The organism is Streptomyces hawaiiensis, assembly GCF_004803895.1.
In the GTDB taxonomy this organism is placed as follows: domain Bacteria; phylum Actinomycetota; class Actinomycetes; order Streptomycetales; family Streptomycetaceae; genus Streptomyces; species Streptomyces hawaiiensis.
This window is the reverse complement of the sequence record NZ_CP021978.1, coordinates 4,884,593-4,909,397: the sequence shown is the minus strand read 5'-3', so window position 1 is coordinate 4,909,397 and position 24,805 is coordinate 4,884,593. Positions and strand designations below refer to the sequence as shown.

At 71.5% G+C, this 24,805-nt stretch carries 23 protein-coding genes; 12 read left to right on the top strand and 11 right to left on the bottom strand.

Features of this window, described 5'->3' with window-relative positions; translation table 11 throughout:
* Positions 1–1,152 (bottom strand): NADH-quinone oxidoreductase subunit D, encoded by a 1,152-nt coding sequence (locus CEB94_RS22675; RefSeq protein ID WP_175433958.1) that lies wholly within the window; start codon positions 1,150–1,152, stop codon positions 1–3.
* A gap of 31 nt (positions 1,153–1,183) precedes the next feature.
* Between CEB94_RS22675 and CEB94_RS22670 the strand changes: the two genes are divergently transcribed.
* Positions 1,184–1,714 (top strand): PH domain-containing protein, encoded by a 531-nt coding sequence (locus tag CEB94_RS22670; RefSeq protein WP_175433957.1) that lies wholly within the window; start codon positions 1,184–1,186, stop codon positions 1,712–1,714.
* The gene (locus CEB94_RS22665) at positions 1,711–3,045 is read left to right on the top strand and encodes a PH domain-containing protein (protein ID WP_175433956.1); all 1,335 of its coding nucleotides are present in this window, start codon (positions 1,711–1,713) and stop codon (positions 3,043–3,045) included. Before CEB94_RS22670 ends, CEB94_RS22665 begins: the two co-directional genes overlap by 4 nt.
* Before the next feature lie 57 nt (positions 3,046–3,102).
* Here the strand turns inward: CEB94_RS22665 and CEB94_RS22660 are convergent, their stop codons facing one another.
* Together CEB94_RS22660 and CEB94_RS22655 are read right to left on the bottom strand one after the other, a co-directional pair.
* Positions 3,103–4,404: a hypothetical protein gene (locus CEB94_RS22660; RefSeq protein ID WP_175433955.1), complete on the bottom strand. Its 1,302-nt coding sequence runs from the start codon at positions 4,402–4,404 to the stop codon at positions 3,103–3,105.
* Between the two features lie 135 nt (positions 4,405–4,539).
* Entirely contained in the window at positions 4,540–5,658 is a 1,119-nt protein-coding gene (locus CEB94_RS22655) for an alpha/beta hydrolase (protein ID WP_175433954.1), read from the bottom strand.
* Positions 5,659–5,890: 232 nt separating this feature from the next.
* Here CEB94_RS22655 and CEB94_RS22650 point away from each other — a divergent pair, with 232 nt between their 5' ends.
* The 6 genes from CEB94_RS22650 to CEB94_RS22625 all read left to right on the top strand — a co-directional run bounded on the left by CEB94_RS22650 (position 5,891) and on the right by CEB94_RS22625 (position 10,944).
* Positions 5,891–7,726 carry a phosphatidylglycerol lysyltransferase domain-containing protein gene (locus CEB94_RS22650; protein WP_175433953.1) on the top strand — a complete coding sequence of 612 codons (1,836 nt, stop codon included), beginning with the start codon at positions 5,891–5,893 and terminating at the stop codon, positions 7,724–7,726.
* 73 nt (positions 7,727–7,799) lie between these two features.
* Positions 7,800–8,690, top strand: a complete 891-nt coding sequence (gene folP / locus CEB94_RS22645; protein WP_175433952.1) for a dihydropteroate synthase — start codon at positions 7,800–7,802, stop codon at positions 8,688–8,690.
* Positions 8,687–9,193, top strand: coding sequence for a nuclear transport factor 2 family protein (locus CEB94_RS22640; protein ID WP_175433951.1), 507 nt, complete (start codon positions 8,687–8,689; stop codon positions 9,191–9,193). Before folP ends, CEB94_RS22640 begins: the two co-directional genes overlap by 4 nt.
* Before the next feature lie 236 nt (positions 9,194–9,429).
* The gene (gene folB / locus CEB94_RS22635; RefSeq protein WP_175433950.1) at positions 9,430–9,789 is read left to right on the top strand and encodes a dihydroneopterin aldolase; all 360 of its coding nucleotides are present in this window, start codon (positions 9,430–9,432) and stop codon (positions 9,787–9,789) included.
* Entirely contained in the window at positions 9,786–10,397 is a 612-nt protein-coding gene (gene folK / locus CEB94_RS22630; RefSeq protein ID WP_175433949.1) for a 2-amino-4-hydroxy-6-hydroxymethyldihydropteridine diphosphokinase, read from the top strand. The genes folB and folK overlap by 4 nt, the downstream gene beginning before the upstream one ends.
* A 58-nt stretch (positions 10,398–10,455) precedes the next feature.
* On the top strand, positions 10,456–10,944 hold the full coding sequence (locus CEB94_RS22625) for a DUF3180 domain-containing protein (protein WP_175433948.1): 489 nt from the start codon (positions 10,456–10,458) through the stop codon (positions 10,942–10,944).
* 12 nt (positions 10,945–10,956) lie between these two features.
* Here the strand turns inward: CEB94_RS22625 and folE are convergent, their stop codons facing one another.
* The 6 genes from folE to dacB form a co-directional block, all read right to left on the bottom strand.
* Entirely contained in the window at positions 10,957–11,562 is a 606-nt protein-coding gene (gene folE, locus CEB94_RS22620) for a GTP cyclohydrolase I FolE (protein ID WP_175433947.1), read from the bottom strand.
* A gap of 108 nt (positions 11,563–11,670) precedes the next feature.
* Positions 11,671–13,710, bottom strand: a complete 2,040-nt coding sequence (gene ftsH / locus CEB94_RS22615) for an ATP-dependent zinc metalloprotease FtsH (RefSeq protein ID WP_175433946.1) — start codon at positions 13,708–13,710, stop codon at positions 11,671–11,673.
* A 187-nt stretch (positions 13,711–13,897) separates the two neighbouring features.
* Positions 13,898–14,458, bottom strand: a complete 561-nt coding sequence (gene hpt, locus CEB94_RS22610; RefSeq protein WP_175437120.1) for a hypoxanthine phosphoribosyltransferase — start codon at positions 14,456–14,458, stop codon at positions 13,898–13,900.
* 61 nt (positions 14,459–14,519) lie between these two features.
* Positions 14,520–15,557 (bottom strand): tRNA lysidine(34) synthetase TilS, encoded by a 1,038-nt coding sequence (gene tilS / locus CEB94_RS22605; RefSeq protein ID WP_175433945.1) that lies wholly within the window; start codon positions 15,555–15,557, stop codon positions 14,520–14,522.
* Between the two features lie 196 nt (positions 15,558–15,753).
* Positions 15,754–16,881 carry a zinc-dependent metalloprotease gene (locus CEB94_RS22600; protein WP_175433944.1) on the bottom strand — a complete coding sequence of 376 codons (1,128 nt, stop codon included), beginning with the start codon at positions 16,879–16,881 and terminating at the stop codon, positions 15,754–15,756.
* Positions 16,882–17,184: 303 nt separating this feature from the next.
* Positions 17,185–18,771 (bottom strand): D-alanyl-D-alanine carboxypeptidase/D-alanyl-D-alanine endopeptidase, encoded by a 1,587-nt coding sequence (gene dacB / locus CEB94_RS22595; RefSeq protein ID WP_175433943.1) that lies wholly within the window; start codon positions 18,769–18,771, stop codon positions 17,185–17,187.
* Positions 18,772–18,850: 79 nt separating this feature from the next.
* Here dacB and CEB94_RS22590 point away from each other — a divergent pair, with 79 nt between their 5' ends.
* Positions 18,851–19,342 carry an inorganic diphosphatase gene (locus tag CEB94_RS22590; RefSeq protein ID WP_007452023.1) on the top strand — a complete coding sequence of 164 codons (492 nt, stop codon included), beginning with the start codon at positions 18,851–18,853 and terminating at the stop codon, positions 19,340–19,342.
* Positions 19,343–19,462: 120 nt separating this feature from the next.
* Positions 19,463–21,160, top strand: coding sequence for a threonine/serine exporter family protein (locus CEB94_RS22585; RefSeq protein ID WP_175433942.1), 1,698 nt, complete (start codon positions 19,463–19,465; stop codon positions 21,158–21,160).
* Positions 21,161–21,240: 80 nt separating this feature from the next.
* On the opposite strand, the gene CEB94_RS22580 is transcribed toward CEB94_RS22585, so the two are convergent.
* On the bottom strand, positions 21,241–22,122 hold the full coding sequence (locus CEB94_RS22580) for a DedA family protein (RefSeq protein WP_175433941.1): 882 nt from the start codon (positions 22,120–22,122) through the stop codon (positions 21,241–21,243).
* A gap of 134 nt (positions 22,123–22,256) precedes the next feature.
* Between CEB94_RS22580 and CEB94_RS22575 the strand changes: the two genes are divergently transcribed.
* Positions 22,257–22,622 (top strand): YbjQ family protein, encoded by a 366-nt coding sequence (locus CEB94_RS22575; protein ID WP_175433940.1) that lies wholly within the window; start codon positions 22,257–22,259, stop codon positions 22,620–22,622.
* A 19-nt stretch (positions 22,623–22,641) separates the two neighbouring features.
* Here CEB94_RS22575 and CEB94_RS22570 read toward each other — a convergent pair whose 3' ends face one another.
* Positions 22,642–23,403, bottom strand: a complete 762-nt coding sequence (locus tag CEB94_RS22570; protein ID WP_175433939.1) for a MerR family transcriptional regulator — start codon at positions 23,401–23,403, stop codon at positions 22,642–22,644.
* A gap of 102 nt (positions 23,404–23,505) precedes the next feature.
* Between CEB94_RS22570 and CEB94_RS22565 the strand changes: the two genes are divergently transcribed.
* Complete coding sequence (locus tag CEB94_RS22565; RefSeq protein ID WP_175433938.1) at positions 23,506–24,792, top strand: ion channel protein; 1,287 nt, start codon at positions 23,506–23,508, stop codon at positions 24,790–24,792.
* Positions 24,793–24,805: the final 13 nt, after the last annotated feature.

Sequence of the window (24,805 nt, the reverse complement as noted above, 5' to 3'; positions counted from 1 at the left end):
CTACTTGTCGATGTCCCCGACCACGAAGAACATCGACCCCAGGATCGCCACCATGTCCGCGACCAGCGTCCCCGGCAGCAGCTCCGTCAGCGCCTGGATGTTGTTGTACGACGCCGAGCGCAGCTTCAGCCGGTACGGGGTCTTCTCGCCCTTGCTGACGAGGTAGTAGCCGTTGATGCCGAGGGGGTTCTCGGTCCACGCGTACGTGTGGCCCTCGGGTGCCTTCAGGACCTTCGGGAGCCGCTGGTTGACCGGTCCGGGCGGCAGCTCGGCGAGCCGGTCGAGGCAGGCGTCGGCCAGGTCCAGCGCGTTGTGCGTCTGCTCCAGGAGGCACTCGAAGCGGGCGAGGCAGTCGCCCTCCTGCCGGGTGACCACCTTCAGGGTGTCCTGGAGGTCGCCGTAGGCGAGGTACGGCTCGTCCCGGCGCAGGTCGAAGTCGACGCCCGAGCCGCGGCCGATCGGCCCGCTGACGCCGTACGCGTGCACGGCCTCCGGGGTGAGCACACCGACGTTCCTCGTGCGGCCGCGGAAGATCTCGTTGCCGAGCACCAGGTCGTCGAAGCGGTCCATCCGGGAGCGCACGTCGGCGACGGCGCTGCGCGCGCGCGTGGTCCACCCGGCCGGCAGGTCCTCCTTGAGGCCGCCCACGCGGTTGAACATGTAGTGCATCCGCCCGCCGGAGACCTCCTCCATGACGTGCTGGAGCTCCTCCCGCTCCCGGAAGGCGTAGAAGATCGGGGTGATCCCGCCGAGTTCCAGCGGGTACGAGCCGAGGAACATCAGGTGGTTGAGCACCCGGTTCAGCTCGGCGAGCAGCGTGCGCAGCCACACCGCGCGCTCGGGGACCTCCATGCCGAGCATCCGCTCCACGGCGAGGACCACGCCCAGCTCGTTGGAGAACGCCGACAGCCAGTCGTGGCGGTTGGCGAGCATGATGATCTGGCGGTAGTCGCGCGCCTCGAACAGCTTCTCCGCGCCGCGGTGCATATAGCCGATCACCGGCTCGGCGTGCCTGATGCGCTCGCCGTCCAGGACGAGCTTCAGCCGCAGGACGCCGTGGGTGGACGGGTGCTGCGGCCCGATGTTGAGCACCATGTCGGTGCTCTCCGCGGCGCCGCCGATTCCGACCATGGTCTCCGTCGTAGGAGTCATGGACACAGTCTCCCCTACGTACGCTGGCCCCATGGATACGGGGAGTCCGCACGAGGCGGGGCCGGACGGGCCACAGGGCACGATCGAGGCGGCCGGGGGCGAGCCGGTGTGGATCGCGCTGCCGCCCGGCCTGCTGAGGATGCGGCGGCTGCTGCTGGTCGTGTGGCTCGGGCTGATCGCCCTGGCCGCCGGGTTGCTGCCGGGGCTGCTGGCCGGGCCCGCCTGGGCCGCCTTCGCGCTGCCGCCGCTGGCGCTGATGGCCTGGGGCTGGGTGATGATCGAGCGCAACTGGCGTTCCTGGCGGTACGCCGAGCGGGACGACGACCTGCTGATCAGCCGTGGCGTGCTGTGGCGCGAGGAGACGGTGGTGCCGTACGGGCGGATGCAGCTGGTCGAGGTCACCTCCGGGCCGGTCGAGCGGCACTTCGGGCTGGCCAGCGTGCAGCTGCACACGGCCGCGGCGGCCACCGACGCGACCATCCCCGGCCTGGACCCGGCCGAGGCGGAACGGCTGCGCGACCGGCTCACCGAGCTGGGCGAGGCCCGATCGGCGGGGCTGTGACGGCGCACGGGGCCACCGAGACCTCGGAGGCCGCCGCCGAGGTGAGCGAGCGGCGGCTGCACCCGGTCACACCGCTGCGCCGCGCCTGGGCGCCGGTCGCCGTGCTCATCGGCTGGGCGGTGCACGACCCCGACGGGGCGCAGCGCCATCTGACCCGGCTGACGACGACCACGCTGCTGATCGGCCTCGCCGTGCTCGTCCCGGCCGCCGCCCTCTACGGCTTCTGCTCCTGGTGGTTCACGCACTTCGCGGTGACGGGGACCGAACTGCGCATCCGTACCGGCCTCGTCTTCCGGCGCACGGCGCACATCCGGCTGGAGCGGATCCAGGCCATCGACATCACCCAGCCGCTGCTGGCCCGGGTCGCGGGCGTCGCCAAGCTCAAACTCGACGTCATAGGCACCGACAAGAAGGACGAACTGGCCTTCCTCGGCGCGGACGAGGCCCGGACGCTGCGGGCCGAACTGCTCGCCCGGGCGGCCGGTTTCGCGCCCGAGACGGCGCACGAGGTCGGCGAGGCGCCGTCCCGGCAGCTGCTGCGGGTGCCGCCCGGCGTGCTCGCCCTGTCGCTGGTGCTGACGGGCGCGACCTGGGTGTCGGTGGCCGCGGCGCTCGTCGTCCCGCCGGTGCTGTGGCTGTTCACCCACAGCCTGTGGACGGTCCTCGCGGTCGCCCTGCCGCTGTTGGGCGCGGCGGGCGCGAGCAGCGTGGGGCGGTTCGTCGCCGAGTACGACTGGACGGTGGGCGAGTCGCCCGACGGGCTGCGCATCGACCACGGGCTGCTGGACCGGGCGCACGAGACGGTGCCGCCGGGGCGCGTCCAGACCGTGCGGATCGTGGAACCGCTGCTGTGGCGGCGGCGCGGCTGGGTGCGCGTGGAGCTGGACGTGGCGGGCTCGTCCAACTCCGTGCTGGTGCCGGTCGCTCCGCGCGAGATCGCCGAGGACGTCGTCGCGCGCGTGCTGCCCGGGGTGAGCGTGCCGGGGCCCGCGGCCCTGTCACCGGCGCCGCGCAGCGCCCGCTGGTGCGTGCCGCTGTGGTGGCGCGGATACGGACTGGCCGTCACGGACACGGTGTTCGCGGCCCGGTCCGGGCTGCTGCGGCGGAGTCTGGCGCTGGTGCCGCACGCCAAGGTGCAGAGCGTGCGGATGACGCAGGGCCCCTGGGAGCGGGCCCGGGGCGTCGCCGACGTGTGTGTGGACACGGGCGCGAACAAGACGGTGCGGGCCCGGCTGCGGGAGGCCGGTGAGGCGCGCGAGCTGCTGGCGGCGCAGGCGGAGCGCTCCCGGACGGGGCGCCGGGACGCGCGGCCGGACCGCTGGATGGCATGACCGTGCGAACGCCGAGGGCCCCCGGCCGTAGCCGGGGGCCCTCCGTCAGGACAAGCGTCAGGACACCGCGCTGCGCAGTCCCTGTAGGTCGATCTGCTCCGTCTCGTCGTGCGCGGTCAGGTCGATGACCTGGCCGATACCGCGCGACTCCGCGTCGGCCGGCTTGTAGCGGGCCTCGGTCTCGGCCTTGTGCAGGGCGAGCGCCTCCTGGCCGACGACATCGGCGAGGTCCTCGTTCTGCACGGCCTCCAGGGCCGCCGGCGACGTGCCCGCCTTCGTGCCGAAGAAGTCGAACCCGCCCTCGGCCAGCGGACGCCGCACCGGCGCCTGCGGAGCGACGGCCACGGCGGTCGGCACGGTGTAGTGACCGGAGAGCCGGCCTGCGGGCTGCTCGGCCCGCGCGGGGTCCGGGAGTTGACCGGTCTCACCGGCCGGAAGGGAGGTCTCGCCGCCCGGCACGGAGCCCTCGGCGGTCCGCACGGAGGTCTCGCCACTCCGCACGGAGCTCTCAGCGCCCCCCACGAAGGTCTCTGCGGTCGCGCGCTCGTGCCCGCCGACCGCCTCGGACTCCCCCTGCGCCTCGTCCTCCCCCGTCTGCTCCCGCCGCTCCGTCTGCTCCCGCCGCTCCGTCTGCTCCTGCTTCGGCTCCTTCGCGGGCTCCGCGTCCTCGCCCTTCGGTACGCCGTCGCCGTCGCCGCCACCGTCCGGGTCCGGGACCGTCTCACCGTCGAACCGGGCGAGTGCGGCCGCGGCCCGCAGGTACAGCCGGGAACCCTCGGGCGAGAACACCGCGGGAACCGCGGGCTCCTCCTCGACGGCGAGAGCGGCGGGCGCCTCGGCCGGCTCCGGCGAATCCTCCGCCGCGTCCGACGCCCCCGCCGGCAGCGCGGCCCGAACCGGGACCGTCGCCTCTATCTCGAGCACCCGGCGTTCCTCCAGGACGGTCGCGCGCTCGGTCTCGGCCGTGGCGTACCGGCGCAGCAGCGCGGCGTGCTCGTTGCGCAGCCCGGCCAGTTCCGTGCGCTTGGCGCGCAGCCGCTGCTCCAGCTTGCCGCGCAGCTCGCGCGACTCCTCGAGGTCGGCCTCCAGTTCGGCGACCCGCTCCTCGAAGCGCCACTCGTCGCTCGCACGCGCGCGCGTGAGATCGGCGACGCGCTTGCCCGCCTGGGTGTCCCAACGGCGCAGCACGACCGCGCCGATGACCGCCGTCGCCGCGGCGGCCGCGGCCAGACCGCGGAGCACCATCGGCTCCGTGAACAGCCAGGGCCCCAGGGCACAGACGAGGGAGACGCCTGCGATCGCCGACGGGGGGAGCATCCTGTGCAGGGGCGGGGAATGGCGGTGACGTCCACGTGGCATGGCCAGAAACTTACCGCGCGTAGGCGAATCATGGTGACCCACCCCGCAAAAACAAAGCCACACCGAAACGTTCACACGGCATCAGAACTCGGGAAGAACCGGAATCAGCTGCTCACCCAATTCCCAAGATCATTTTCAACGGCCGCTCAGCCGCCCGCTCATCCACTCCAGCGCCGCCGGAATCTCGCGCCGCCAGGTGTTGAAGTTGTGCCCGCCGCTTTCGAGGACGATCGACGAGATCCCCGTCCGTCCGTTGTCCTTCACCCGTTCTATGAACTTCAGCGTGTCCCTGTAGTTGGTCTCGCCCCGCTTGCTGCTGCTGACCAGCAGGGACGTATCGGGAGCGGGCATGTGGGCGAGGTACCACCACAGGTCGGCGCGATGGCGCAGCGCCTTGTCGCCCTGGAAGAGATCGCCCGTCGTGGCGTCGATCGGCGCCTTGTAGTAGGCGGACAGGCCCGCCCCGGCGGCGTACACATCGGGATGGCGCAGGGCGATCTTCAACGCGCAGTAGCCGCCCGTGGAGTTGCCGATGATGCCCAGACGGCCGGGCTTTTCCGCCACTCTGTAGTGCGTGCGCAACGCGTCGGGGAGATCCTTCGCGAAGAACGACTCGGTCCGCGGACCGCCCGGGATGTCGACGCACTCCGTGTCCCGGGGCGGCGCCACCGTGGGCCGCAGCATCACCAGGATCATCGGCTTCGCCCGGCCCGCCCGGGCCAGTTCCAGAGCCGTACGCGGATAGTGGAGCTTCTCCACCAGCGCCGACGCCGTACCCGGGTAACCCGTCAGCACGACAGCCGTCGGGAACCTGTGGGTGCGGTAGCGCGGCTGGAAGTACTCCGGCGGCAGATAGACGTACGCGGGCGTGGCGATGTGGGTCGTACGGCCCACGATGTCGACCTCCTGGACCCGGCCGCCGGCCCGGGGCAGCGCACCGCCCGCCCCCGGCACCCGGCGCGAGCCGACCACCTCCAGCGGACCGCCGCCCGGCGTGTGGTCGACGACCACGCCCTGGTCCTTCTCCTGCCCGAACAGGTCCGCCCAGCTCGCGTAGAAGCCGAAGGCCTGGTTGGCGGCGAGGCCCACCGCGGCGAACAGCGCCAGCTGGGTGCCCAGCAGCAGGCCGATACGTCCGCCCACGGCACGCCAGCCGCGCCGGGCCAGCCGTGGCCACAGCCAGACCGTGCCGGCGAACAGCAGCACGGCGGACAGCACCGCCAGCGCCAGCATCTTGTTGCTCGTCAGACCCATCGGTTGGTTACCTGTCCGCGCTCTCCGCCCGGGCCGCCCCGCCATCACACCTTCGCAAGGGCTTGCCCCGGACTTTCCTTGGCCTTTGAAACAGCTTTGACGTGGAGAGTGAACCTCTCCCCCTGAGACACCGTCCTAGAGGGCGCAATGTCGCCGGATGCCCGAATCGGCACCGGATCGAAGGTCTCTCGCAGAACTACGGGATGCGATGTCTGTCAGGACAGATGAGGAAATGTCGGGCGCGGTTCCGCGTCGCAGCAGCGGCGTGGCCCGTCCGGGCCGGATGAGCCGGATACTGCGCGGGCCGCGCCCCGAGGCCGTCCCTGTCCTCGTCGGCAGAGCCTGCGCCCTGGTGGGCGTCCTGGACATGGGCGCGGGCGTCTTCCCCCGCTTCCGGCACAGCCGGATGCACGCCATCGCCGAGGTCCTGCCCGGCGCGCTCGGCCCGTTCGCGGCCGCCCTGTCCCTCAGCACCGGCGTGCTGTTGCTGCTGCTCGCCCACGGCCTCAAGCGCGGCAAGCGCCGGGCCTGGCGGGCCGCGGTGGCGCTCCTGCCGGCCGGTGCCGTCGCACAGTTCACCTACCGGCACTCGCTGGTGGGCGTACTGATCTCCCTGGCCCTGCTGGCACCCCTGCTGCGCCACCGCGACCAGTTCAACGCCCTGCCCGACCCCCGCAGCCGCTGGCGGGCCCTCGCCAACTTCGTCCTCATGAGCGCCGGTTCACTCCTGCTCGGGCTGCTCATCGTCAGCGTCCACGGCGAGCGCATCGTCGGCGATCCCAGCCTCGCCGACCGCATCACCCACGTCATCTACGGCCTGTTCGGCTTCGAGGGCCCGGTCGACTACCAGGGCGCCACCTCCTGGACCGTCGCCTGCTCGCTCGGCGCCCTCGGCCTGCTCACCGCCGTCACCACCATCTACCTGGCCTTCCGCCCCGAACACCCGGCCGCACAGCTCACCGAGGAGGACGAGACCCGGCTGCGCGCCCTGCTGGACAAGCACGGACGCCGCGACTCCCTCGGCCACTTCGCCCTGCGCCGCGACAAGGCCGTCGTCTTCTCCCCCAGCGGCAAGGCGGCGGTCACCTACCGAGTCGTCTCCGGCGTGATGCTCGCCAGCGGCGACCCGATCGGCGACGTAGAGGCCTGGCCCGGCGCCATCGAACGGTTCATGGACGAGGCCAAGGCCCACTCCTGGACCCCCGCCGTCATGGGCTGCTCCGAGACCGGCGGCGAGGTGTGGACCCGCGAGACCGGGCTCGACGCCCTCGAACTGGGCGACGAGGCGGTGGTGGACGTCGCGGATTTCTCCCTCGCCGGCCGCGCGATGCGCAACGTGCGCCAGATGGTCAAGCGCATCGAGCGCGCCGGTTACGAAACCCGGGTACGACGTGTCCGTGACCTCGGCGAGGCCGAACTGGAGCGCATCCGGCAGGCCGCCGACGACTGGCGCGGCACCGACACCGAACGCGGCTTCTCCATGGCGCTGGGCCGCGTCGGCGACCCCGCCGACGGCGACTGCCTCATCGCCACCGCCCACAAGCAGGACGAGCACCCCGGCCCCTACGGCGACCTCAAAGCGATCCTGCACTTCGTGCCGTGGGGCAGCGACGGCGTCTCCCTGGACCTGATGCGCCGCGACCGCTCGGCCGACCCCGGCATGAACGAACTGCTCATCGTGGCCGCCCTCCAGGCCGCACCCAGGCTCGGCATCGAGCGCGTCTCCCTCAACTTCGCCATGTTCCGCGCGGCCCTCGCACGCGGCGAGAAGATCGGCGCCGGCCCGGTACTGCGCGCCTGGCGCGGACTGCTGGTCTTCCTCTCCCGCTGGTTCCAGATCGAGTCCCTGTACAAGTTCAACGCCAAGTTCCAGCCGCGCTGGGAGCCGCGCTTCGTCGTCTACCGCGCCTCCGCCGACCTGCCCCGCCTCGGTTTCGCCGCCATGCAGGCCGAGGGCTTCGTCAACCTCGCCTTGCCCCTGCCGCGCTTCCTGCGCCGCCGGCGCCTGACCACCCATCGCCCGTGCGCCCACGCCGGCACGGCGGAACGGGACGTCCGGGCGGCGTGACCCGGCCCCTCCCGCGAGGGCGCCGCCCGGGCCGCAGCGCCTGACGGCCCCCGCCGGGGCCTACGCTGAACATATGAGCAACCAGAGCGGACGCGGGCGCGTGGCGGGCCTACCGGAACGGGACCGCTGCGCGGTCATGGGAGTCGTGAACGTCACCCCCGACTCCTTCTCGGACGGCGGCCGCTTCTTCGACACCACGGCCGCCGTCAAACGCGGCCTCGATCTGGTCACCGAGGGCGCGGACCTGGTCGACGTCGGCGGCGAGTCCACCCGCCCCGGCGCCACCCGGGTCGACGAGGCCGAGGAACTGCGCCGCGTCGTCCCCGTCGTCCGCGGCCTGGCCTCCGAGGGCGTCACGGTCTCCGTCGACACCATGCGCGCCTCCGTCGCCGAACGGGCCCTCGCGGCCGGCGCCGCCCTCGTCAACGACGTCAGCGGCGGCCTCGCCGACCCCCGCATGATCCCGGCCGTCGCCGATTCCGGCGCCCCCTTCGTCGTCATGCACTGGCGCGGCTTCCTCCAGGGCGGCAACGTCAGGGGCGAGTACGCCGACGTCGTCACCGAAGTCGTCGACGAACTGCACGCGCGCGTGGAGGCCGTCCTGGCCGGGGGCATCGCCCCCGACCGCGTCATCGTCGACCCCGGTCTCGGCTTCTCCAAGGACGCCGAGCACGACCTCGCCCTCCTCGCGGGCCTCGACCGGGTTCTCGCCCTCGGCCACCCGCTGCTCGTCGCCGCCTCCCGTAAACGCTTCCTCGGCCGGGTCCTCGCCGGCCCCGACGGCCCGCCACCCCCCGCACGCGAACGCGACGCGGCCACCGCCGCCGTCTCCGCGCTCGCGGCGCACGCCGGCGCATGGGCGGTCCGCGTCCACGAGGTACGCGCCACGGCGGACGCGGTCCGGGTCGCCCGCGCCATCGCGGGCGCGCGCGGCACGCACGCCGGCGCAGAAGGAGCCCGGTGAGCGCCCCGCACACCGACGTCGAGCAGGTCGAGGCCGCCAACACGGCCTTCTACGAGGCACTGGAACAGGGCGACTTCGAGGAACTGGCGTCGCTCTGGCTCACCCCTGCGGACCTGGGCGTCGACGAGAGCTACCACGACCCGGCCGACACCGGCGTGGTCTCCTGCGTGCACCCCGGCTGGCCCGTGCTGACCGGCCGCGGTGAGGTCCTCCGGTCGTACGCGCTGATCATGGCGAACACCGACTACATCCAGTTCTTCCTGACCGACGTGCACGTCTCGGTCACCGGCGACACCGCCCTGGTGAACTGCACGGAGAACATCCTCAGCGGCGGCCCCGCCCCCGAGGCCGCCGGCGAGGAGCTCGGCCCGCTCGTCGGACAGCTCGTGGTCGCCACCAACGTGTTCCGGCGCACGCCCCAGGGGTGGAAACTCTGGTCGCACCACGCTTCCCCCGTCCTGGCCGAAACCGACGACGACGAGCAGGACGACACCCCCGCCTGAGTGGGTAGGCGGCAGGAAGTGGTTGGAATCACGGGCGCCCGGGTAGGGGCGGCTACCAACCTGTGCACCGACGGGTTCTCCAGGGGAAACGCTGGATGAATCCTGCCGGGCCCGGCCGAAGCCCCCACCCCGTGGCCTGGCCCCGTCCGTGCTCGCAGGTAGATTCGACCGAGGCCGGTGTGCCGACCGCACACGGCACCGACCGGCCCTGACCGACGATTGCAGGAGTGATTCGCGTGGATCGTGTCGCGCTGCGCGGCCTCAAGGCCCGCGGGCACCACGGCGTGTTCCCCCAGGAACGCGAGGAGGGCCAGACCTTCATCGTGGACGTCGTCCTCGGCCTGGACACCCGGCCGGCCGCGGCCGACGACGACCTGGCGAAGACCGTGCACTACGGCATCGTGGCGGAGGAGGTCGTGGCCGTCGTCCAGGGCGAGCCCGTCGACCTCGTCGAGACGCTCGCCGAGCGCATCGCCCAGGTCTGTCTGAAGCACGAGGAGGTGCGGGAGGTCGAGGTCTGCGTCCACAAGCCGGACGCCCCGATCACCGTCCCCTTCGACGACGTGACCGTCACCATCACCCGGAGCCGAGCATGACCGCGCCCTTCATCAAGGGTCCCAGTGACCCGACCGTACAGCCGGTGCCCGCCTCCGTCGTCGAGAAGGTCGACGCCGCCGACACGACCCTGTCCAATCCCAAATGGGCCGTGGTCGCCCTCGGCTCCAACCTCGGCAACCGCCTGGAGACCCTCCAGGGAGCCGTCGACGCTCTCGGCGACACGCCCGGCCTCCGCGTCAAGGGCGTCTCCCCCGTCTACGAGACCGAGCCCTGGGGCGTGGACCCCGGCAGCCAGCCCGCCTACTTCAACGCCGTCGTGGTCCTCAAGACCACCCTCCCGCCGTCCTCGCTCCTGGAGCGCGCGCACGCGGTCGAGGAGGCCTTCCACCGTGTCCGGGACGAGCACTGGGGCCCCCGCACCCTCGACGTCGACATCGTCTCCTACGCCGATGTCGTCTCCGACGACCCGCAGCTCACCCTCCCCCACCCCCGTGCCCACGAACGCGCCTTCGTCCTGGCCCCCTGGCACGACCTGGATCCCGAGGCCCAGCTACCCGGCCGCGGCCCGGTCGCCGGTCTGCTGGACGCCGTCACCCGCGACGGTGTGGCGCCCCGCAAGGACCTGGAACTCCGGCTGCCCGAATAGCCGTTAAGGTCAAGACGGCCGCGAACCGGGCCGGAAGCCGGGGAACCGAAGGGACACCGTGAGAGAGCTGCGTATCAGGGTGCTGGCCGGCGTCTTCGTCGTGGCCGGCATCCTGTCCTGGGCGGGCGCCCGCCTGTGGAACTCGGTCGGAACGCTCCCCAGCGTCCCTCTGGCCGCCCCCGTCGTCCTGGCCGTGATCGCCGTGATCCTGCTGGCCACGGCGCTCTCGATCCGCGCCCGGCTCAAGGCCCAGCGCGAGCGCCGCCCCGAGGCCAAGGGCGTCGACCCCCTCATGGCGGCCCGCGCGGTCGTCTTCGGCCACGCCAGCGCCCTGGTCGCCGCCCTCGTCGCCGGCATGTACGGCGGCACCGGCGTCTTCCTCCTGGAATCCCTCGACATCCCCGCCCGCCGCGACCAGGCCATCTACGCGGGCTTGTCCGTCCTCGCGGGCATCGGCGTCATAGCGGCAGCGATCTTCCTGGAGCGCGTCTGCAAGCTCCCGGAGGACGACGAGAACGACGGCACGGGCGCGGCGTCGACGGTGTGAGGCAGGGCGGCGTCAGCGGGCCATGATGAGGCTCATCGCCTCGTTGCGCGTCGCCATGTCCCGCAGCTGTCCCCGCACGGCCGACGTCAGCGTCTTGGCGCCCGGCTTGCGGATCCCGCGCATCGACATACACATGTGCTCGCACTCCACGACGACGATGACCCCGCGCGGCTCCAGAATCTCCATCAGGGAGTCCGCGATCTGCGTGGTGAGTCGTTCCTGCACCTGCGGGCGACGGGCGTAGACGTCCACGAGCCGGGCCAGCTTGGACAGCCCGGTGATCTTGCCACTGGTGGACGGGATGTATCCGACGTGAGCAACGCCCCTGAACGGCACCAAGTGATGCTCACATGTCGAGTACACCTCGATGTCCTTGACGAGCACCATCTCGTCGTGCCCGATGTCGAACGTCGTCGTCAGCACGTCCTCGGGCTTCTGCCACAGCCCCGCGAATATCTCCTTGTACGCCCGCGCCACGCGCGACGGCGTCTCGCGGAGGCCCTCGCGGTCCGGGTCCTCGCCGACCGCGATCAGGAGTTCGCGTACGGCGTTCTCGGCGCGCTTCTCGTCGAAATCGCCGATCGTGCCCTCGCCGTCCAATGTCACGGGGTCGGTCATCTGTGCCTCGTTCCTGTGTCCCTCATGGCGGAAAAGCCGCGCCCCCAGGCTAAAACCTGGGGGGCGCGGCATCCATTCCGGGGCCGAGGGGCCACCGGGAGAGCTCGGTCAGCTCTCGGGGCGGTCCTCCGGGGTCCGCTCGGGCGCCGGGGCGGGCTCCGCCGCGGTGCTCTTCGCGGTGGTGATGGCCGGCGTAGCGCCGTTCGCCCCGTTCGTCAGGGCCAGCTCCTTGGGGGAGAGGACCGGCGGGCGGGTGGACGGCGTACGGCGGGAGGAGCCGGTCCAGGCGGGCCTGGGCGGGCGCTTGACGATCGGGGCGAAGATCTCGGCGATCTGCTCCTTGCCCAGCGTCTCCTTCTCCAACAGCTGCAACACGAGGTGGTCGAGGACGTCGCGGTTCTCGACCAGGATCTCCCAGGCCTCGTTGTGCGCCGTCTCGATGAGCTTCTTGACCTCTTCGTCCACGAGCGCGGCGACCTCTTCCGAGTAGTCGCGCTGGTGAGACATCTCACGGCCGAGGAAGGGCTCGGTGTTGTCGCCGCCGAACTTGATCGCGCCGAGACGCTCGGTCATGCCGTACTGCGTGACCATCGCGCGGGCCAGACCGGTGGCCTTCTCGATGTCGTTGGCGGCACCCGTGGTCGGGTCGTGGAAGACGAGCTCCTCGGCCGCGCGGCCGCCCAGCATGTAAGCCAGCTGGTCCAGCATCTCGTTGCGCGTGGTCGAGTACCTGTCCTCGTCCGGCAGCACCATCGTGTAGCCGAGGGCACGGCCTCTCGACAGGATCGTGATCTTGTGGACGGGGTCGGAGTTCGGCGAAGCCGCCGCGACCAGGGCGTGTCCGCCCTCGTGGTACGCGGTGATCTTCTTCTCCTTGTCCGACATGATGCGGGTCCGCTTCTGCGGGCCCGCGACCACACGGTCGATCGCCTCGTCCAGCATGTGGTTGTCGATCAGCTTCTGGTCGCTGCGGGCCGTCAGCAGGGCGGCCTCGTTCAGCACGTTGGCCAGATCGGCACCCGTCATACCGGGCGTACGGCGGGCCATGGCCGACAGGTCGACGTCGGGCGCGACCGGCTTGCCCTTCTGGTGGACCTTGAGGATCTCCAGACGGCCCTGCATGTCCGGGCGGTCGACCGCGATCTGCCGGTCGAATCGGCCGGGGCGCAGCAGCGCCGGGTCGAGGATGTCGGGCCGGTTCGTCGCGGCGATGAGGATCACGCCGCCCTTGACGTCGAAGCCGTCCATCTCGACGAGGAGCTGGTTCAGGGTCTGCTCGCGCTCGTCGTGACCACCGCCGAGGCCGGCGCCGCGGTGGCGGCCGACCGCGTCGATCTCGTCGACGAAGACGATCGCCGGGGCGTTCGCCTTGGCCTGCTCGAACAGGTCACGGACTCGGGAGGCACCGACACCGACGAACATCTCGACGAAGTCGGAACCCGAGATCGAGTAGAAGGGAACGCCCGCCTCACCCGCGACGGCACGCGCGAGCAGGGTCTTGCCGGTGCCGGGAGGCCCGTAGAGCAGGACGCCCTTGGGGATCTTGGCGCCGACGGCCTGGAACTTGGCCGGCTCCTGGAGGAACTCCTTGATCTCGTGGAGCTCCTCGACGGCCTCGTCGGATCCGGCGACGTCGGAGAAGGTCGTCTTGGGGGTGTCCTTGGTGATGAGCTTCGCCTTGGACTTCCCGAAGTTCATGACCCGGGAGCCGCCGCCCTGCATCTGATTCATCAGGAACAGGAACACGACCACGATCAGCACGAAGGGCAGCAGCGAGAGCAGGATGCCGACGAACGGGTTCTGCTTGGACGGCGAGACCGTGTAGCCGTCCGGGATCTGCTTGTCCTGGTACTTGTTCTGCAGCGTGTTGGCGATGTCCACGCCTTGATCGCCGATGTAGCTCGCCTGGATCTTCGAGCTGCCCTCGACCTTTACGCCGTCTTTGAGCGTGGCCTTGATGATCTGTTCGTCACCGGTGGTCAGCTTGGCCGACTCCACCTTGTTCTGGTTGATCGCCTGGACGACCTGGCCGGTGTCTACCGTCTTGTAGCCGCCGGACGAGCCGACGACCTGCATCAACACGACCACGGCAAGGACGGCCAGCACGATCCACATGACCGGCCCACGGAAGTATCGCTTCACGTCCATCCATACGGAGCGGTGCCGCCCCGTCCCTCCTGCCATAGTGAGTTTGATAAAGACTGTTCTTCGGACGGTACCCCAGCATTGTCACCTGAAGCCGCGTGGGACAGCTGGCGATCCGTCTACGCCTGCTCCAACGGCGGGAAGCCCGCTGGGGTTCCCGATCACCGTCACGGCACGACCGGCCGGGTTTTCAGCCGCCGTACACGTGGGGCGCGAGCGTACCGACGAACGGGAGGTTGCGGTACTTCTCGGCGTAGTCGAGGCCGTAGCCCACGACGAATTCGTTGGGGATGTCGAAGCCGACCCATTCCACGTCGATGGCGACCTTCGCGGCCTCGGGCTTGCGCAGCAGCGTGCACACCTTGAGGGAGGCGGGCTCGCGCGAGCCGAGGTTGGAGAGCAGCCAGGACAGGGTCAGGCCGGAGTCGATGATGTCCTCGACGATCAGGACGTGCTTGCCCTTGATGTCGGTGTCGAGGTCCTTGAGGATCCGCACCACACCGGAGGACTGGGTGCCCGCCCCGTACGAGGATACGGCCATCCAGTCCATGGTGACGGGGGTGGACAGCGCCCGGGCGAGGTCGGCCATGACCATCACCGCGCCCTTGAGGACTCCGACGATCAGCAGGTCCTTGCCCGCGTACTCCGCGTCGATCTTCGCCGCCAGTTCGGTCAGCTTGGCGTCGATCTCTTCCTTGGTGATGAGCACCTTCTCGAGGTCGGCACCCATGTCTTTCGCGTCCACCCGCATCACTTTCGGTCGTCCCACCGGCCGAGCGGCCCCTCCGCCGGCTGCGGGGAGGGGTCGTGGTTCAGCCTTGCCGAATCACCAGTCTGCCACCCTGGCGCCGGGCCACGACCTTGCCGGGGAGGTTGATGGCTCCCTGACCGCGCCAACCGGTGATCAGCCGGTCGACTTCCTCGATGTGGCGGGCGAAGAGCGATCCGGCGGGCGCACCGGCCGCGATGGCGGCCCGGCGCAGGACGCGGCGGCGTACGGCGGGCGGCAGGGCGTAGAGCTTGGCGCACTCCAGGAGTCCTGCGGCGTCGCGGACGGTGGCCTCGGCCTGGCCGGCCCAGGAGTCGAGGGCGTCGGCGTCGTCGCGGGAGAGCCGGGCCGTACGGGCGAGGGCCTCGACGACGCCCTTGCCGAGGGCCTTCTCCAGCGCGGGCAGGCCCTCCTGACGCAGCCGGGAGCGGGTGTAGGCCGGGTCGGCGTTGTGGGGGTCGTCCCAGACGGGCAGGGACTGGACCATGCAGGCCTTGCGGGCGGTCTGCCGGTCGAGTTCCAGGAAGGGGCGCCGGTAACGGCCGCCGGCCCCCGAGACCGCGGCCATTCCGGACAGGGAGCGGATGCCGGAGCCCCGGGCGAGGCCGAGCAGGACGGTTTCGGCCTGGTCGTCGCGGGTGTGGCCGAGCAGGACCGCGGCGGCGCCGTGGCGTTCGGCCGCGGTGTCGAGGGCGGCGTAGCGGGCGTCGCGGGCGGCGGCTTCGGGTCCGCCGGCCCGGCCGACGGTGACGGCGACGGAGTCGACGGGGTCGAGGCCGAGTTCACGCAGGCGCTGGACGACCTCCTCGGCGCGGGCGTCGGAACCGGGCTGGAGGCCGTGGTCGACGGTGACGCCGCCGGCCCTGATGCCGAGCTTGGGGGATTCGAAGGCGAGGGCGGAGGCCAGGGCCATGGAGTCGGCGCCGCCGGAGCACGCCACGAGCACGAGCGGCGGGGGCGGCTGCTCGTGCGAGGGGGCGTGCGGGACCGCGGCGGGGGCGCGGTGGTGTTCGGTGAGGAGGTCGTGGAGGACGCGGCGGACCGCCAGGCGTATCGCCGCGACCGCAGGATGGGGACCCATGTCCGGTTCCCTTCATGAAGTTTTCGGGGGGTGAGCCCGCGTGTCGGTCACGCAGAGTGTGTAGATGGTGACAGAACCGGGCCGTTCCCCGAGCATTGCACGCCTACCCCTGCCTCACGGTCCCTCGGACGGGTGATTACAGGGGCGTTCGCCTGCCGTCGGCCGGTTTCCTTTCACGACCTTCCCGCGATGTTCACTACTCGGCCCTGCGATGCACCCGCGCGACCCAGTCCGCCGGTTTGGCGATCTCCGACTTGGTGGGGAGGGTGTTGGGCGAGGTCCACACGCGGTTGAAGCCGTCCATGCCGACCTCGTCGACGACGGCCCGCACGAAGCGTTCGCCGTCCCGGTACTGGCGGAGCTTGGCGTCCAGGCCGAGCAGCTTGCGCAGGGCCAGGTCCAGGCGGGAGGCGCCCTTGGCGCGGCGCTGCTGGAACTTCTCGCGGATCTCCCCGACGGTCGGTACGACGTCCGGGCCGACGCCGTCCATCACGAAGTCGGCGTGGCCCTCCAGCAGGGACATCACGGCCGTGAGGCGGCCGAGGATCTCGCGCTGGGCGGGGGTCTGGACGATCTCGACGAGGGAGCGGCCCCCGTCGTCCTCCTCGGCCTCGGGGCGGCCTCCGGCGAGGGTCTGGGCGGCTTCGCGGACGCGTTCCAGGACGGTCATGGGGTCGACGTCGGTCTCCGCCAGGAACGACTGGATTTCACCCTCAAGGTGGTCCCGCAGCCAGGGCACGGCGGTGAACTGGGTGCGGTGCGTCTCCTCGTGCAGGCACACCCAGAGCCTGAAGTCGTGCGGATCGACGTCGAGTTCGCGCTCCACGTGGACGATGTTCGGGGCGACGAGCAGGAGCCGGCCGCCGCCGTTGCCGCCGGAGGGGAGTTCGCGGGTGGCCGGGGCGAAGGTCTCGTACTGGCCGAGGACACGGGAGGCCAGGAAGGACAGCAGCATGCCGAGTTCGACGCCGGTGACCTTGCCGCCGACGGCGCTCATCACCGAGCCGCCGGGGGTGTCGCCGCGCCGTTCCTGCAACTTGTCGAGCAGGGGCCGGAGGATCTCCCGGAACCCGGCGACGTTCGCACGGATCCAGCCCGGCCGGTCGACCACCAGGACGGGGGTGTCGTGGCCTTCCTCGGTGCCCAGAAGGGTGAATCCGCGGACATGTTGCTCCGAGGCCCTGGCATGCCTGCGCAGCTCCGCGACGACGGCCCGGGCCTCGTCGCGACTGACCTCCGGGCCCGGCCGCACGAGCCGGGTCGCGGTCGCGACCGCGAGATTCCAGTCGACCATGCCGGTTGAAGCACCACCGATGCTCGTCATGCGTCAACCGTACGTGAGCGCTCGCCGCTGGGGCAGGGCGGCGAGGGCCGGGTGATGCCGGGTTCGTTCTCAGGTACTCGGCGCCGGCGGGGTCGGGCAGGGTTTTTGTCGCTCGGCGGGAACACGACGCCGAGGGCCGCGCCCACCCGTTCCGCCTGGCCGAGCGACTGCCCGTGGCTGGGCGACAGCCAGCGGGCGGCCGAGCGACTGCCCGTGGCTGGGCGGGCCGGCGGCCGGGCGGACGAGGTGCCCGCGGCGGGGGCGGTGGCCGGGTGGGGCGACCGGCCGCCGCGGGCGCCCCGTTCACCTGCAGCCGCACGCCGCCAGTGCGCTCGCCACTCTGTCCAGGGCCTGCTGGGTCGCCGTCGGGAGGGTCCCGTCGGTGCCGGTGGCCATGAACGCGAAGGCCAGCAGGCGGCCGTCCTCGTCGACCAGGGTGCCCGCGAGGGTGTGGACGCCCGAGAGGGTGCCGGTCTTGGCGCGGACGACGCCGGATGCTCCGTCCGTGTAACGGGTGGTCAGGGTGCCGGTGAAGCCGGCGACGGGGAGGCCGGTGAGGGCCGGGCGGAGCTCGGGGTGGGAGGGGTCGGCCGCTTTCGCGAGCAGCGCTGTGAGGAGGTCGGGGGTCAGTCGGTCGGCGCGGTTCAGGCCGCTGCCGTCCTTGAAGGCGGCGCCCTTCAGGGGGAGGCCGAGCCCCCGCAACCGGGAGCCGATGGCCTTGCCGGCGCCGGCGAAGTCGGCCCGGTTGCCCGTGGCGATCGCCGTCTGGCGAGCGAGGGCTTCGGCGATGTCGTTGTCGCTGTTGGTCAGCATGCGTTCGACGACGGCGGAGAGCGGGGGCGAGGAGACCGCCGCGAGGGTCTTGGCGCGGGTCGTGGCCTTGGACGGGCCGGGGGCCGTCGTCTTGATGCCGTGGGACTTCAGGAGGTCCCCGAAGCGGCGGGCCGCGTCCGCCGCCGGGTCCGGCACGCGCTCGACCGGGCCGCTCGTCGAGTCGTCCGTGCGGCCTTCGTCGGCCATCAGGGGGCTGACGAGGGCGAGATTGCCGTCGACCCCGATCGGGTGCATTTCGTCGCCCGCGTAGAGGGTCGTGTCGTAGGAGAGGGTCACGTCGCGGATGCCCCGGTCGGCGAGGGCGGCGGCCGTCCCGGCGGCCAGGGTGCGCAGGCTCGCCGCGCCGTCGGTGCTCTCGCGGGCCGTGAGCGTGGGGTCGCCGCCGCCGACCAGGACGACTTCCCTGGTGTCGGGTTCCAGCGCGGCGCGGGTGGTGAGGCGGTGGTCGGGGCCCATCGCGGACAGCGCGGCGACGGCCGTGGCGACCTTCGTCGTCGAGGCCGGGGTGAGCGCGGCGTCCGAGGTCTTGCCGAACAGGCGCCTGCCGGTGGTGACGTCGATGACGGCGGCGGCGGGCCGGGGGCCGAGGGCCGGGTCCTTCAGCAGGGGCGTGAGGGCGTCCGTGAGGGCCTTGCCGTCCGGGGCGGACTTCACGGTGCTGACGCCGCCGAGGCCGGTCAGCACCGGTCCGGCGCTGGGGGCGGGCCGGGGCCGGCCGGGCGCGCCGGGGGCGCTGCCGTGATCTGTGCCACCCGCGCGGCCGAGCGCCACTGCCCGGTCCCGCTCGGCCGTACGCTGACCCGAGGAGTCCCAGGGGCCGGCGGCGGTCACCACACCGGCGGCCAGTGCGAGTCCGGCGGTGGCGGCGCCCGCGGTGTACTGCCAGGTCTTCGACCGCGTAACCTGCGTGACCTGCGGCTTCCCGGCTCGTGCGAGCCGCGCGAGCTGTGGTTTCGTGGCCGCTGCGGCCCGGGCCAGGCGCGGTCGTACGGCATCCGCGATCCGCACCACGTGCGGTTTCGCGGCACGCCAAGGCCTCAGCTCTGGCACGACCACCAGCCCCTTTCGCGATCACACACCTGCGTGAGGGACACTTAACCACCAGAACTATGTGTTGATCATGGAGGAGCCACCGGTGGAGTTCGACGTCACGATCGAGATTCCGAAGGGTTCGCGCAACAAGTACGAGGTGGACCACGAGACCGGTCGTATCCGCCTGGACCGGCGACTCTTCACCTCGACCGCCTACCCGACCGACTACGGCTTCGTCGAGAACACCCTCGGCGAGGACGGCGACCCGCTGGACGCGCTGGTCATCCTCGACGAGCCGACGTTCCCGGGCTGCCTGATCCGCTGCCGGGCGATCGGCATGTTCCGCATGACGGACGAGGCGGGCGGCGACGACAAGCTGCTGTGCGTGCCGTCGACGGACCCGCGTGTGGAGCACCTGCGGGACATCCACCACGTGTCGGAGTTCGACCGCCTGGAGATCCAGCACTTCTTCGAGGTCTACAAGGACCTGGAGCCCGGCAAGTCCGTCGAGGGCGCCGACTGGGTGGGCCGTACCGACGCCGAGGCCGAGATCGAGCGGTCCTACAAGCGTTTCAAGGACCAGGGCGGTCACTGACCCCCCTCTCCTGACACTCACGGGCCGCACGCCTGCGCGTGCGGCCCGTTCGTCCGTCTGTGCGCATACTGAGGCTGTGGGGGGTACGAGGCTGACGTGTCGTACAGGGAGCGCCAGGCAGTGACGGACGCGGAGGACCGCAAACCGAAATCGGACGAGGCGAGGAGTGCGTTCCTGCCTCCGGCCGGGACCGGCGTCGACGGGGACATGTCCACGACGTCGGAGTTCGCGCTCCCCGAGGGACTGGCCTTCCACAGAACGGCCCCCACGGAGTCCGAGACCACCTCGGAGTTCGCCGTGCCGCAGGGGCTGGACGTCCATGGGGCGCCCTCGGTGGAGCAGGAGGGGTCGGCGTTCACCCCGCCGAGCACGTACAGCGCGAAGCACGCCCCGACGGCCTTCACACCGCCCAGCGGGATCCCCGTGGTGAGCCTGACCAAGGACGTGCCCTGGCAGGACCGGATGCGCACGATGCTGCGCATGCCGGTGGCGGAGCGGCCGGCGCCGGAGGCGATCCAGCGCGGCGGCGACGAGAGCGGGCCCGCGGTGCCGCGCGTGCTCGACCTGACGCTGCGTATCGGCGAGTTGCTGCTGGCGGGCGGTGAGGGTGCCGAGGACGTGGAGGCGGCGATGTTCGCCGTCTGCCGCTCCTACGGCCTGGACCGCTGCGAGCCCAACGTCACCTTCACGCTGCTGGCGATCTCGTACCAGCCGTCCCTCGTCGACGACCCGGTCACGGCGTCGCGGACCGTGCGCCGCCGGGGCACCGACTACACGCGGCTGGCGGCCGTGTACCAGCTGGTGGACGACCTCAGCGACGACGAGACGGCGGTCTCGCTGGAGGAGGCCTACCGGCGGCTGGCGGAGATCCGCCGCAACCGGCACCCCTACCCCGGCTGGGCGCTGACCGGTGCGAGCGGGCTGCTGGCCGGTGCGGCGTCCGTGCTCGTCGGCGGCGATCTGATCGTGTTCGTCGCGGCGGCGCTGGGCGCGATGCTCGGTGACCGGCTGGCGTGGCTGTGCGCGGGGCGTGGGCTGCCGGAGTTCTACCAGTTCACGGTGGCCGCGACACCGCCGGCCGCGATCGGGATCGCGCTGACGCTGGGCCATGTGGATGTGAAGGCCTCCGCGGTGATCACCGGTGGGCTGTTCGCGCTGCTGCCCGGGCGGGCGCTGGTGGCGGGTGTGCAGGACGGGCTGACCGGCTTCTACATCACCGCGTCCGCGCGGCTGCTGGAGGTCATGTACTTCTTCGTCGGCATCGTCGCCGGTGTGCTGATGGTGCTGTACTTCGGCGTGCAGCTGGGGGCGCGGCTGAACCCCGACCAGGCGCTCGGGGCCTCCGACGACCCGGTGATGATGATCGGCGCGTCGATGCTGCTGTCACTGGCGTTCGCGGTACTGCTCCAGCAGGAACGTTCCACCGTGGTGTGGGTGACGCTGAACGGCGGTGTCGCGTGGGTCGTGTACGGCGCGATGCACTACGCGGGGGACATCTCGCCGGTGGCCTCGACGGCAGCGGCCGCGGGGCTGGTGGGATTGTTCGGGCAGTTGCTGTCCCGGTACCAGTTCGCCTCCGCCCTGCCCTACACGACGGCGGCGATCGGCCCCTTGCTGCCGGGTTCCGCGACGTACTTCGGGCTGCTGGCGATCGCGCAGAACGAGGTGGACGAGGGGCTGGTGTCGCTGTCCAAGGCGGTGGCGCTCGCCATGGCCATCGCCATCGGGGTGAATCTCGGGTCGGAGATCTCCAGGATGTTCCTGCGGATCGGGTCCGCGGAGAAGCGGCGGGCCGCCAAGCGGACCAGGGGCTTCTAAAGAGGCTGTGGGTCCGTTGGCGGCCGTGGGCCCGTGGGGGCTGTTCGCGCGGTGCCCCGCGCTCCCGCGGGAAGGCCGGCTCAGTAGCCGTTGTTGTAGGGGCCCTGCTGCGTGCCGTACGGCTGCTGCGGCTGCTGCGGCTGCTGCCGGCCGTAGCCCGGGCTCTGCGGGTACTGGCCGTAGTACTGCTGGTCGTTGTAGCCGTTCTGGTGGCCGTACGGGGGCTGCTGCGGCTGCTGGTGGGGCGGCTGGTCGTCCGGGGTGATGCGGCGGAGCTGGGTCGTCGCGTCGTCCATGGCGGGGGGCTGCTGCTGCCGCTCCGCGGGGGCCTGCGCCGCCGCGCGCTTCTTCTTCGAACGGTCGCGCAGGTACTCGACGATGATGGGGACGACCGAGAGCAGGACGATGAGGATGAGGATCGACTCGACGTTCTTCTTGATGAAGTCGATCTGGCCGAGCCAGTAACCCGCGAGGGTGACGCCGGTGCCCCAGGCGATACCCCCGATGACGTTGTACGTCAGGAACGTGCGGTACTTCATGCGGCCGGCGCCGGCCACGATGGGGGCGAAGGTGCGCACGATGGGGACGAAGCGGGCCAGGACGATCGCCTTGGGGCCGTACTTCTCCATGAACTCGTGGGCCTTGTCCAGGTTCTCCTGTTTGAAGAGCTTGGAGTTGGGGCGGTTGAACAGCTTCGGGCCCAGGAACTTGCCGATCATGTAGCCCACTTGGTCGCCGATGACGGCGGCGAGCACGATCAATGTGCAGACCAGCCACAGCGGCTGGGTGATGTAGGTGCCCTCTGCCACGAAGAGACCCGCCGTGAACAGCAGGGAGTCACCCGGCAGGAAGGCGAAGAGACCGGACTCCGCGAAGACGATGAGCAGGATGCCGGGCAGGCTGAACGTCGAGATCAGGTAGTCCGGGCTGAGCCACTCGGGGCCGAGCGCAAGCGTGGTCACGGGGATGTGGCTCCTGCTGCTGTGGGGTACGGGCTGGGCTGGCTGCCTCAAAGTATCAACGCAGCCGTCATGGCCCAGGTTCCATGGGCGTACTCAGGATGCACTGTGCGCGGTCCCGGTCAAAGCTGTGAACCATGGGCATCGATGAATACGGCGGCGGACAGGGCCCGGAGCCCGACGTCCTGGTCGTCACCACGAACGACGTACCCGGCCACCACGTGCGGGAGGTGATCGGCGAGGTCTTCGGCCTGACCGTGCGCTCGCGGCACCTGGGGAGCCAGATCGGCGCCGGGCTGAAGTCGATGGTCGGAGGCGAGCTGCGCGGGCTCACCAAGACGCTCGTGCAGACCCGCAACCAGGCGATGGAGCGGCTCGTCGAACAGGCACGCACGCGTGGCGCCAACGGCGTCCTCGCGTTCCGCTTCGACGTGACGGAGGCGGCGGACGTGGGCACCGAGGTGTGCGCGTACGGCACGGCGGTGGTGCTGACCCGGGAGTGAGCCACTCCCGGGTCAGGGATCAGGAGGTGCGACGGGCCGCGTTGGCCGCGATCGCGTCCCTCAGGTGCTCCGCGAGGCCCGGGCGCATCGCGTCGTAGACCGCCTTGAAGCGCTCGTCGGAGACGTACATCTCGCCGAGGCAGCGGTGGAGCTCGTAGGAGCACTCGTAGAACGACCTGCAGATGTGCTGCCGGTGCTCCTCCGCCAAGGCCATGGCCGCCTCACCGGTCGGGCCCTCGCCCGCCGCCATCAGGGCGACGTGGCGCTCGCCCCACTCGGCGGCCTCGGCCTGGATGCGCTTCCAGTCCTCCTTGGTGTAGCTCGCGGTGCGGCGCTGCGACTCGGCGTACTCGTCCGTGTCGCCCCAGCGCGCCTCCACCTCCTCGGCATACTGCTCCGGGTCCTGGTCCCCGAAGACCTCGAACTTCTCCTCGGGCGTGAGGTTGAGTCCCATCTTGCGTGCCTCCATGGCGTGCTCCACGGCCGCCGCCATCTTCCGCAGCTTCTCGATCCGGGCGGTCAGCAGCCGGTGCTGGCGGCGCAGGTGTGCGCGCGGGTCCGCGTCCGGGTCGTCGAGCAGGGCGGCGACCTCCTCGAGCGGGAAGCCGAGTTGCCGGTAGAACAGGATCTGCTGCAGCCGGTCGAGGTCGGCGTCGCTGTAGCGCCGGTGGCCCGCGTGGCTGCGTTCGCTCGGGACGAGCAGGCCGATGTCGTCGTAGTGGTGCAGCGTGCGCACCGTGACGCCGGCGAAGCCCGCGACCTGTCCCACGGAGTAGCTCACTTCCGCTCCCTTCTTCTTCCGTGCTCCACGGTCGGGCCTCACGCCACGTGAGGTGCAAGCGTGTTTCCGGTTTGTCCTCTTTGATGCGTTTATGGTGTGCGCGTGGTCCAGGATTCCGCGCAGCAGACGCCCTCCGTCACCCCCGCGACTCCCGCCCGCGCACTGCTGCCGACGATCCTGCCCGCTCTGGCCGTGGGGATCCTGTCCAGCCTGGTCCTGGTGGGGGTGGAAGTCGCCGCCGAGGAGCTCCAGGACGTGCTCTGGGGGCCGCTGCCGGACGCGCTGGGGGTCGGCCGGTACTCCGTGGCGTGGATGTTCGTGATGCTCTTCGCGACGGGGGTCGCGGTCGGCCTGGTGGTGTGGAAGGTGCCCGGGCACGCCGGCCCGGATCCGGCGACCATCGGGCTGGACGCCCCCGTGCTGCCGCCCGTCGTGCTGCCGGGGCTGCTGCTGGTGACCGCGCTGATGCTGGCCGGCGGGCCCAGCCTCGGCCCCGAGAACCCCGTCATCACCGTGAACGTCGCCCTGGCGGCCTGGCTGGGCGCCCGGCTCGTACCCCGGGCTCCGGGCCGGGTCTGGCCGGCGCTGGCCGAGGCGGCGACGATCGGCGCCCTGTTCGGCACGCCGGTCGCGGCGGCCCTGGTGATCTCCGAGGCACTGGCCGGGAAGGAGACCCGCGGACTGCTGTGGGACAACGTCTTCGCACCGCTCATCGCCGGCACGGCCGGTGCCCTCACCGCCACCCTCATCGACCATCCGAGCTTCGACCTGGACCTGCCCTCCTTCGGCCGGCCGGGCTGGAGCGACCTGCTGGCGGCGGTCGTCGTCGCCGCCGGGGCCGCGCTGCTCGGCATGGCCGCCGTGCGGGCCTTCCCCTACGTCCACGGTGCCTTCCACCGGCTGCGCCACCCGATGCTGATGCTCCCGGCGGGCGGCATCGTGCTGGGCGCCCTCGCGGCCCTCGGCGGGCATCTGACGCTGTTCAAGGGGCTCGACGAGATCGCCGAGCTCGCGCGGGACCCGGACAGCCGGTCGGCCGGGGAGTACGCCCTGCTGACGGTCGTGAAGCTGGCCGCGCTGCTGGTCGCCGCGTCCTGCGGCTTCCGGGGCGGGCGCATCTTCCCGGCGGTGTTCGTCGGCACCGCCCTGGGCCTGGGCGCCCACGCCCTGGTGTCCGGGGTGCACCCCTCGATCGGGGTCTCGGCCGCCGTGCTCGGACTGCTGCTGGCCATCACCCGGCAGGGCTGGGTGAGCCTGTTCGTCGCCGCGGTGCTGGTCGCCTCGCCGGCGATCATCGCCGTGCTCTGCGTCGCCTCACTGCCGGCCTGGCTGCTGGTGACGGGCCGCCCGCAGATGCAGCTGCGGAAGGACGGCACACCGGTCCGCTGAAGCCCCCCTCTCG